General features: G+C 51.6%; 3 protein-coding genes. 1 reads left to right on the top strand and 2 read right to left on the bottom strand.

Annotated features, from left to right (window positions below; all coding sequences use genetic code 11):
• Positions 1–23: 23 nt before the first annotated feature.
• Positions 24–839 (bottom strand): aminoglycoside O-phosphotransferase APH(3')-Ia, encoded by an 816-nt coding sequence (gene aph(3')-Ia, locus EU811_RS20375; RefSeq protein WP_000018329.1) that lies wholly within the window; start codon positions 837–839, stop codon positions 24–26.
• A 1036-nt stretch (positions 840–1875) separates the two neighbouring features.
• The gene (locus EU811_RS20360; protein ID WP_000027050.1) at positions 1876–2736 is read right to left on the bottom strand and encodes a broad-spectrum class A beta-lactamase TEM-116; all 861 of its coding nucleotides are present in this window, start codon (positions 2734–2736) and stop codon (positions 1876–1878) included.
• A gap of 1203 nt (positions 2737–3939) precedes the next feature.
• Here EU811_RS20360 and pat point away from each other — a divergent pair.
• Complete coding sequence (pat, locus tag EU811_RS20355; RefSeq protein WP_017154880.1) at positions 3940–4491, top strand: phosphinothricin N-acetyltransferase; 552 nt, start codon at positions 3940–3942, stop codon at positions 4489–4491.
• Positions 4492–4998 lie beyond the last annotated feature (507 nt).

The following is a 4998-nucleotide window of genomic DNA, read 5'->3' as shown; positions in this document are numbered from 1 at the left end:
CCTCTAGGGTCCCCAATTAATTATTAGAAAAATTCATCCAGCATCAGATGAAATTGCAGTTTGTTCATATCCGGATTATCAATGCCATATTTCTGAAACAGACGTTTTTGCAGGCTCGGGCTAAATTCGCCCAGGCAGTTCCACAGAATGGCCAGATCCTGATAACGATCCGCAATGCCCACACGGCCCACATCAATGCAGCCAATCAGTTTGCCTTCATCGAAAATCAGGTTATCCAGGCTAAAATCGCCGTGGGTCACCACGCTATCCGGGCTAAACGGCAGCAGTTTATGCATTTCTTTCCACACCTGTTCCACCGGCCAGCCGTTACGTTCATCATCAAAATCGCTCGCATCCACCAGGCCGTTGTTCATACGGCTCTGCGCCTGGGCCAGACGAAACACACGATCGCTGTTAAACGGGCAGTTGCACACCGGAATGCTATGCAGACGACGCAGAAACACGGCCAGCGCATCCACAATGTTTTCGCCGCTATCCGGATATTCTTCCAGCACCTGAAACGCGGTTTTGCCCGGAATCGCGGTGGTCAGCAGCCACGCATCATCCGGGGTGCGAATAAAATGTTTAATGGTCGGCAGCGGCATAAATTCGGTCAGCCAGTTCAGACGCACCATTTCATCGGTCACATCGTTCGCCACGCTGCCTTTGCCATGTTTCAGAAACAGTTCCGGCGCATCCGGTTTGCCATACAGACGATAAATGGTCGCGCCGCTCTGACCCACGTTATCACGCGCCCATTTATAGCCATACAGATCCGCATCCATGTTGCTGTTCAGACGCGGACGGCTACAGCTCGTTTCACGCTGAATATGGCTCATAACACCCCTTGTATTACTGTTTATGTAAGCAGACAGTTTTATTGTTCATGATGATATATTTTTATCTTGTGCAATGTAACATCAGAGATTTTGAGACACAAGACGTCAGACNNTCTGGTCTCGTGGGCTCGGTCGTTCGGCTGCGGCGAGCGGTATCAGCTCACTCAAAGGCGGTAATACGGTTATCCACAGAATCAGGGGATAACGCAGGAAAGAACATGTGAGCAAAAGGCCAGCAAAAGGCCAGGAACCGTAAAAAGGCCGCGTTGCTGGCGTTTTTCCATAGGCTCCGCCCCCCTGACGAGCATCACAAAAATCGACGCTCAAGTCAGAGGTGGCGAAACCCGACAGGACTATAAAGATACCAGGCGTTTCCCCCTGGAAGCTCCCTCGTGCGCTCTCCTGTTCCGACCCTGCCGCTTACCGGATACCTGTCCGCCTTTCTCCCTTCGGGAAGCGTGGCGCTTTCTCATAGCTCACGCTGTAGGTATCTCAGTTCGGTGTAGGTCGTTCGCTCCAAGCTGGGCTGTGTGCACGAACCCCCCGTTCAGCCCGACCGCTGCGCCTTATCCGGTAACTATCGTCTTGAGTCCAACCCGGTAAGACACGACTTATCGCCACTGGCAGCAGCCACTGGTAACAGGATTAGCAGAGCGAGGTATGTAGGCGGTGCTACAGAGTTCTTGAAGTGGTGGCCTAACTACGGCTACACTAGAAGAACAGTATTTGGTATCTGCGCTCTGCTGAAGCCAGTTACCTTCGGAAAAAGAGTTGGTAGCTCTTGATCCGGCAAACAAACCACCGCTGGTAGCGGTGGTTTTTTTGTTTGCAAGCAGCAGATTACGCGCAGAAAAAAAGGATCTCAAGAAGATCCTTTGATCTTTTCTACGGGGTCTGACGCTCAGTGGAACGAAAACTCACGTTAAGGGATTTTGGTCATGAGATTATCAAAAAGGATCTTCACCTAGATCCTTTTAAATTAAAAATGAAGTTTTAAATCAATCTAAAGTATATATGAGTAAACTTGGTCTGACAGTTACCAATGCTTAATCAGTGAGGCACCTATCTCAGCGATCTGTCTATTTCGTTCATCCATAGTTGCCTGACTCCCCGTCGTGTAGATAACTACGATACGGGAGGGCTTACCATCTGGCCCCAGTGCTGCAATGATACCGCGAGACCCACGCTCACCGGCTCCAGATTTATCAGCAATAAACCAGCCAGCCGGAAGGGCCGAGCGCAGAAGTGGTCCTGCAACTTTATCCGCCTCCATCCAGTCTATTAATTGTTGCCGGGAAGCTAGAGTAAGTAGTTCGCCAGTTAATAGTTTGCGCAACGTTGTTGCCATTGCTACAGGCATCGTGGTGTCACGCTCGTCGTTTGGTATGGCTTCATTCAGCTCCGGTTCCCAACGATCAAGGCGAGTTACATGATCCCCCATGTTGTGCAAAAAAGCGGTTAGCTCCTTCGGTCCTCCGATCGTTGTCAGAAGTAAGTTGGCCGCAGTGTTATCACTCATGGTTATGGCAGCACTGCATAATTCTCTTACTGTCATGCCATCCGTAAGATGCTTTTCTGTGACTGGTGAGTACTCAACCAAGTCATTCTGAGAATAGTGTATGCGGCGACCGAGTTGCTCTTGCCCGGCGTCAATACGGGATAATACCGCGCCACATAGCAGAACTTTAAAAGTGCTCATCATTGGAAAACGTTCTTCGGGGCGAAAACTCTCAAGGATCTTACCGCTGTTGAGATCCAGTTCGATGTAACCCACTCGTGCACCCAACTGATCTTCAGCATCTTTTACTTTCACCAGCGTTTCTGGGTGAGCAAAAACAGGAAGGCAAAATGCCGCAAAAAAGGGAATAAGGGCGACACGGAAATGTTGAATACTCATACTCTTCCTTTTTCAATATTATTGAAGCATTTATCAGGGTTATTGTCTCATGAGCGGATACATATTTGAATGTATTTAGAAAAATAAACAAATAGGGGTTCCGCGCACATTTCCCCGAAAAGTGCCACCTGACGCGCCCTGTAGCGGCGCATTAAGCGCGGCGGGTGTGGTGGTTACGCGCAGCGTGACCGCTACACTTGCCAGCGCCCTAGCGCCCGCTCCTTTCGCTTTCTTCCCTTCCTTTCTCGCCACGTTCGCCGGCTTTCCCCGTCAAGCTCTAAATCGGGGGCTCCCTTTAGGGTTCCGATTTAGTGCTTTACGGCACCTCGACCCCAAAAAACTTGATTAGGGTGATGGTTCACGTAGTGGGCCATCGCCCTGATAGACGGTTTTTCGCCCTTTGACGTTGGAGTCCACGTTCTTTAATAGTGGACTCTTGTTCCAAACTGGAACAACACTCAACCCTATCTCGGTCTATTCTTTTGATTTATAAGGGATTTTGCCGATTTCGGCCTATTGGTTAAAAAATGAGCTGATTTAACAAAAATTTAACGCGAATTTTAACAAAATATTAACGCTTACAATTTCCATTCGCCATTCAGGCTGCGCAACTGTTGGGAAGGGCGATCGGTGCGGGCCTCTTCGCTATTACGCCAGCTGGCGAAAGGGGGATGTGCTGCAAGGCGATTAAGTTGGGTAACGCCAGGGTTTTCCCAGTCACGACGTTGTAAAACGACGGCCAGTGAGCGCGCGTAATACGACTCACTATAGGGCGAATTGGAGCTCCACCGCGGTGGCGGCCGCTCTAGAACTAGACTCGACAGAAGATGATATTGAAGGAGCACTTTTTGGGCTTGGCTGGAGCTAGTGGAGGTCAACAATGAATGCCTATTTTGGTTTAGTCGTCCAGGCGGTGAGCACAAAATTTGTGTCGTTTGACAAGATGGTTCATTTAGGCAACTGGTCAGATCAGCCCCACTTGTAGCAGTAGCGGCGGCGCTCGAAGTGTGACTCTTATTAGCAGACAGGAACGAGGACATTATTATCATCTGCTGCTTGGTGCACGATAACTTGGTGCGTTTGTCAAGCAAGGTAAGTGAACGACCCGGTCATACCTTCTTAAGTTCGCCCTTCCTCCCTTTATTTCAGATTCAATCTGACTTACCTATTCTACCCAAGCAAAGCTTCGATTAGGAAGTAACCATGAGCCCAGAACGACGCCCGGCCGACATCCGCCGTGCCACCGAGGCGGACATGCCGGCGGTCTGCACCATCGTCAACCACTACATCGAGACAAGCACGGTCAACTTCCGTACCGAGCCGCAGGAACCGCAGGAGTGGACGGACGACCTCGTCCGTCTGCGGGAGCGCTATCCCTGGCTCGTCGCCGAGGTGGACGGCGAGGTCGCCGGCATCGCCTACGCGGGCCCCTGGAAGGCACGCAACGCCTACGACTGGACGGCCGAGTCGACCGTGTACGTCTCCCCCCGCCACCAGCGGACGGGACTGGGCTCCACGCTCTACACCCACCTGCTGAAGTCCCTGGAGGCACAGGGCTTCAAGAGCGTGGTCGCTGTCATCGGGCTGCCCAACGACCCGAGCGTGCGCATGCACGAGGCGCTCGGATATGCCCCCCGCGGCATGCTGCGGGCGGCCGGCTTCAAGCACGGGAACTGGCATGACGTGGGTTTCTGGCAGCTGGACTTCAGCCTGCCGGTACCGCCCCGTCCGGTCCTGCCCGTCACCGAGATCTGATCCGTCGACCTGCAGATCGTTCAAACATTTGGCAATAAAGTTTCTTAAGATTGAATCCTGTTGCCGGTCTTGCGATGATTATCATATAATTTCTGTTGAATTACGTTAAGCATGTAATAATTAACATGTAATGCATAGTACCGAGAAACTAGTGGATCCCCGACCTCGAGGGGGGGCCCGGTACCCAGCTTTTGTTCCCTTTAGTGAGGGTTAATTGCGCGCTTGGCGTAATCATGGTCATAGCTGTTTCCTGTGTGAAATTGTTATCCGCTCACAATTCCACACAACATACGAGCCGGAAGCATAAAGTGTAAAGCCTGGGGTGCCTAATGAGTGAGCTAACTCACATTAATTGCGTTGCGCTCACTGCCCGCTTTCCAGTCGGGAAACCTGTCGTGCCAGCTGCATTAATGAATCGGCCAACGCGCGGGGAGAGGCGGTTTGCGTATTGGGCGCTCTTCCGCTTCCTCGCTCACTGACTCGCTGCGCTCGGTCGTTCGGCTGCGG

Source organism: Arthrobacter sp. TS-15 (assembly GCF_006964045.1).
Classification (GTDB): Bacteria; Actinomycetota; Actinomycetes; order Actinomycetales; family Micrococcaceae; genus Arthrobacter.
This window is presented reverse-complemented; position numbering and strand designations above follow the sequence as displayed.

What these genes read in the sequence shown, in the direction of transcription:
- EU811_RS20360 (WP_000027050.1), bottom strand. Translation starts at nt 2,736, where the DNA reads ATGAGTATTCAACATTTCCGTGTCGCCCTTATTCCCTTTTTTGCGGCA.
- pat (WP_017154880.1), top strand. Translation starts at nt 3,940, where the DNA reads ATGAGCCCAGAACGACGCCCGGCCGACATCCGCCGTGCCACCGAGGCG.